At 68.9% G+C, this 5,365-nt stretch carries 2 protein-coding genes and 1 pseudogene; all 3 read left to right on the forward strand.

Annotated features, from left to right (window positions below; all coding sequences use genetic code 11):
• Nucleotides 1–250: 250 nt before the first annotated feature.
• Nucleotides 251–2,266 carry a DNA topoisomerase (ATP-hydrolyzing) subunit B gene (gene gyrB / locus ACIQOV_RS25925; RefSeq protein WP_401052332.1) on the forward strand — a complete coding sequence of 672 codons (2,016 nt, stop codon included), beginning with the start codon at nucleotides 251–253 and terminating at the stop codon, nucleotides 2,264–2,266.
• 131 nt (nucleotides 2,267–2,397) lie between these two features.
• Nucleotides 2,398–4,944 carry a DNA gyrase subunit A gene (gene gyrA / locus ACIQOV_RS25930; RefSeq protein ID WP_401052334.1) on the forward strand — a complete coding sequence of 849 codons (2,547 nt, stop codon included), beginning with the start codon at nucleotides 2,398–2,400 and terminating at the stop codon, nucleotides 4,942–4,944.
• A gap of 150 nt (nucleotides 4,945–5,094) precedes the next feature.
• Nucleotides 5,095–5,365, forward strand: a pseudogene (locus tag ACIQOV_RS25935) (hypothetical protein); the annotation flags it as partial.

Consider the following 5,365-nt stretch of genomic DNA (forward strand, 5'->3'; position numbering starts at 1 on the left):
GCCGGGGGCACGGATCGGACGACGATCTTCCGGAACCCCTGACAGCCCTTCCAGGCGCCCTGGGCCCCCCGGTCGAGTATCGGGACATGTGCAGAGGGGATTCAGGGCGGCATATCTGCCCTCAAGGGCTGCCAAACGCCCATCTATGTCAGTCGTACCGGTAGACTGAGAGCCAAACACTGTTGCTAGTGGCAACCGAGTCGAAACGCTGTGGTCGCACGCCCGCCCGCACGGGGTGGGCGTGCGGCCCGTGCTGTGCCAGAGAGGGCGCTTCGTGGCCGATTCCGGCAACCCCAGCCAGACCCCAGACCAGTCCGACCAGGCTTCCTACACCGGTAGCAACATCCAGGTGCTGGAAGGCCTCGACGCCGTCCGCAAGCGCCCCGGCATGTACATCGGTTCGACGGGCGAGCGCGGCCTGCACCACCTGGTGCAGGAGGTCGTGGACAACTCCGTCGACGAGGCGATGGCCGGGTACGCCGACACCATCGACGTCACGATCATGGCCGACGGCGCCATCCGCTGCGTCGACAACGGCCGCGGCATCCCGGTGGACATCGTCCCCGGTCAGGACAAGCCCGCCGTCGAGGTCGTGCTCACCGTCCTGCACGCGGGCGGCAAGTTCGGCGGCGGCGGGTACGCCGTCTCCGGCGGTCTGCACGGCGTCGGCGTGTCCGTGGTGAACGCGCTGTCCACCCGGCTCTCGGTGGAGATCCACAAGGACGGCCACATCTGGACCCAGGACTACAAGATGGGTGCCCCGGCCGCCCCCCTCGCCAAGGGCGCGGAGACCGACCGCACCGGCACCACGGTGACCTTCTGGGCCGACCCCGACATCTTCGAGACCACCGTCTACTCCTTCGAGACGCTCTCCCGGCGCTTCCAGGAGATGGCCTTCCTCAACAAGGGCCTGTCGATCTCGCTGACCGACGAGCGCTCCGAGCACGCGGACGAGAACGGCAAGCCGCTCACCGTCACGTACAAGTACGACGGCGGCATCGCCGACTTCGTCGCCCACCTCAACTCCCGCAAGGGCGAGGTCGTCCACCCCTCGGTGATCGACTTCGAGGCGGAGGACAAGGACAAGGCGATCTCGGTGGAGATCGCGATGCAGTGGAACTCCTCCTACACCGAGGGGGTCTACAGCTTCGCCAACACCATCCACACCCACGGCGGCGGCACCCACGAGGAGGGCTTCCGCGCGGCGCTGACCGGCCTGGTCAACCGCTACGCGCGGGACAAGAAGCTGCTCCGGGAGAAGGACGACAACCTCTCCGGCGAGGACATCCGCGAGGGCCTGACCGCGATCATCTCGGTCAAGCTCGGCGAGCCGCAGTTCGAGGGCCAGACCAAGGACAAGCTCGGCAACACCGAGGCCAAGACCTTCGTCCAGAAGGTCGTCCACGAGCACCTCAACGACTGGCTGGACCGCAACCCCAACGAGGCCGCGGACATCATCCGCAAGTCCATCCAGGCCGCCACCGCGCGCGTCGCCGCCCGCAAGGCCCGCGACCTGACGCGCCGCAAGGGTCTGCTGGAGTCCGCCTCGCTGCCGGGCAAGCTCTCCGACTGCCAGTCGAAGGACCCGTCCGAGTGCGAGATCTTCATCGTCGAGGGTGACTCCGCCGGCGGCTCGGCCAAGCAGGGCCGCGACCCGCGCACCCAGGCCATCCTGCCGATCCGCGGCAAGATCCTGAACGTCGAGAAGGCCCGGATCGACAAGGTCCTCCAGAACACCGAGGTCCAGGCGCTGATCTCGGCGTTCGGCTGCGGCATCCAGGAGGACTACGACGAGTCCAAGCTGCGCTACCACAAGATCGTGCTGATGGCCGACGCCGACGTCGACGGACAGCACATCCGCACCCTGCTGCTGACCCTGCTGTTCCGCTTCATGCGGCCGCTGGTCGAGTCCGGGTACGTCTACCTCGCGATGCCCCCGCTGTACAAGATCAAGTGGGGCAAGGACGACTTCGAGTACGCCTACTCCGACCGCGAGCGCGACGCCGTGATCGCCTCCGGGGTGGCGGCCGGGCGCCGGCTGCCCAAGGACGACGCGATCCAGCGCTTCAAGGGTCTCGGCGAGATGAACGCCGAGGAGCTCCGGGTCACCACCATGGACGTCGAGCACCGGCTGCTGCTCCAGGTCACCCTGGAGGACGCCGCCCGCGCCGACGAGCTGTTCTCCGTGCTGATGGGCGAGGACGTCGAGGCCCGCCGCTCCTTCATCCAGCGCAACGCCAAGGACGTCCGCTTCCTGGACGTGTGACGCCTGCACCGCAGGCCCCGCACGTTCCAGTCCGCGTGAAAGGAAACTGACCACCAGTGGTCGACGACAACCGTCCCGAAGGCGAACAGCCCGAGACTCCCGAAGCCGCCGAGGCCACCGCCCAGGTGACGATGCGGATCGAGCCGGTCGAGCTCGAGACCGAGATGCAGCGCTCGTACCTCGACTACGCGATGAGCGTGATCGTCAGTCGTGCGCTGCCCGAGGTCCGCGACGGCCTCAAGCCGGTGCACCGCCGCGTGCTCTACGCGATGTACGACGGCGGCTACCGCCCCGAGAAGGGCTACTACAAGTGCGCCCGCGTCGTCGGCGACGTCATGGGCAACTACCACCCGCACGGTGACACCTCGATCTACGACACCGTGGTCCGCCTGGCCCAGCCGTGGTCGATGCGGATGCCGCTGGTGGACGGCAACGGCAACTTCGGCTCCCCGGGCAACGACCCGGCGGCGGCCATGCGCTACACCGAGTGCAAGATGATGCCGCTCGCCATGGAGATGATGCGCGACATCGACGAGGAGACCGTCGACTTCGCGGCCAACTACGACGGCCGCTCGCAGGAGCCCACCGTCCTGCCCGCGCGCATCCCCAACCTGCTGGTCAACGGTGCCACCGGCATCGCGGTCGGCATGGCCACCAACATCCCGCCGCACAACCTCCGCGAGGTCGCCTCCGGCGCGCTCTGGTACCTAGAGAACCCGGAGGCCTCCGCCGAGGAGCTGCTGGACGCCCTGGTCGAGCGGATCAAGGGCCCGGACTTCCCCACCGGCGCGCTGATCGTCGGCCGCCGCGGCATCGACGACTACTACCGCACCGGCCGCGGCTCGGTCACCATGCGCGCCGTGGTCGAGGTCGAGGAGATCCAGGGCCGCCAGTGCCTGGTGATCACCGAGCTGCCGTTCCAGGTCAACCCGGACAACCTCGCGCTGAAGATCGCCGACCTGGTGAAGGACGGCAAGATCGCCGGCATCGCCGACGTCCGCGACGAGTCCTCCTCGCGCACCGGCCAGCGCCTGGTCGTCGTGCTCAAGCGCGACGCCGTCGCCAAGGTGGTGCTGAACAACCTCTACAAGCACACCGAGCTGCAGACCAACTTCGGCGCCAACATGCTGGCCCTGGTCGACGGCGTGCCGCGCACGTTGTCGCTGGACGCCTTCATCCGGCACTGGGTCAACCACCAGGTCGAGGTCATCGTCCGGCGCACCACCTTCCGGCTGCGCAAGGCCGAGGAGCGCGCCCACATCCTGCGCGCGCTGCTCAAGGCCCTGGACCTGATCGACGAGGTCATCGCGCTGATCCGGGCCTCGGCCAGCGCCGACGCCGCCCGCACCGGCCTGATGGGCCTGCTCGACATCGACGAGCTCCAGGCCAACGCCATCCTGGAGATGCAGCTGCGCCGGCTGGCCGCCCTGGAGCGCCAGCGGATCATGGACGAGCACGACGAGCTCCAGCGCAAGATCGACGAGTACAACGCGATCCTGGCCTCGCCGACCCGTCAGCGGGAGATCATCTCCGAGGAGCTCACCGCGATCGTCGAGAAGTACGGCGACGAGCGGCGCTCCACCCTCATCCCCTCCGACGGCGACCTCTCCATCGAGGACCTCATCGCCGAGGAGGACATCGTCGTCACCATCACCCGTGGCGGCTACGTCAAGCGGACCCGCTCCGACCTCTACCGCTCGCAGAAGCGCGGCGGCAAGGGCGTGCGCGGTGCCCAGCTGAAGCAGGACGACATCGTCGACCACTTCTTCGTGACGACGACCCACAACTGGATCCTGTTCTTCACCAACAAGGGCCGGGTCTACCGGGCCAAGGGCTACGAGCTGCCGGACGCCGGGCGCGACGCCCGCGGCCAGCACGTGGCCAACCTGCTGGCCTTCCAGCCGGACGAGCACATCGCCCAGGTGATGGCCGTCCGCACCTACGAGGACAAGCCGTACCTGGTCCTCGCCACCCGGGCCGGCCTGGTGAAGAAGTCCGCGCTCAAGGACTACGACTCGCCGCGCTCCGGCGGCCTGATCGCGATCAACCTGCGCCAGGACGAGGAGGGCCAGGACGACGAGCTGATCGGCGCCGAGCTGGTCTCCGCCGAGGACGACCTGCTGCTGGTCTCCAAGAAGGCCCAGTCGATCCGCTTCACCGCGACCGACGACGCCCTGCGCCCCACCGGCCGCGCCACCTCCGGCGTCAAGGGCATGGCGTTCCGGGAGGACGACGAACTGCTGTCGATGAACGTCGTCCGTCCGGGTACCTATGTCTTCACCGCCACTGACGGCGGGTACGCCAAGCGCACCGGTGTGGACGAGTACCGTGTCCAGGGGCGCGGCGGCTACGGCACCAAGGCGGCGAAGATCGTCGAGGGCCGGGGCTCGCTGGTCGGCGCGCTCGTGGTCGACGAATCCGACGAGATCATGGCGATCACCCTCTCGGGTGGGGTGATCCGCACGAGGGTTTCCGAGGTTCGTGAAACCGGACGTGACACCATGGGCGTCCAACTGATCAACCTCGGAAAGCGCGACGCGGTCGTGGGCATGGCCCGCAACGCGGAGGCCGAGGACGAGGAGACGGTGGAGGACGAGGTGGCGGGTACTGAGTCCACCGAGTCCACCGAGACGGCCGAGGGCGCGGTGACGGCGGTCGACGGAGACGTCGAGGCCTGAACCGAACCGCAGACCGGTGCAGCCGCGTCCCATCAACGGGCGCGGCGGCATCGGCCGCCGACCAGTTCCGGGCAATCCCGCCGGGCGCTGGATGACGATTGACGAAGCAGGGCGGCACCGCCGTCCTGGTGGGAAGTGCGGGAGGACCAGGTGAGTGGAGCCACGGGTGCTGCGGGAGGAACCTCCGGCGGCCGTCCGGGCGCGCAGGGCGGGGGTTCGTACGGCGTTCCGCAGCCGCCGACCGATCACTCGGCCGCGTCCACCTCGCTGATGCCGCCGGCCGGTGGAGCGGGCCAGAGCGGTGCGACCTACGGCGGGCAGCAGGCCGCGTCGGCGAGCGGCGGCCAGGCCGCCGGATCGGGCGGCTTCTCGCAGCCGACCACCTACGCCAAGGGGCAGCCGACCCCGGCCCGGGGCACCC

It is taken from the genome of Kitasatospora sp. NPDC091257 (assembly GCF_044757675.1).
GTDB lineage: Bacteria > Actinomycetota > Actinomycetes > Streptomycetales > Streptomycetaceae > Kitasatospora > Kitasatospora lactacystinica.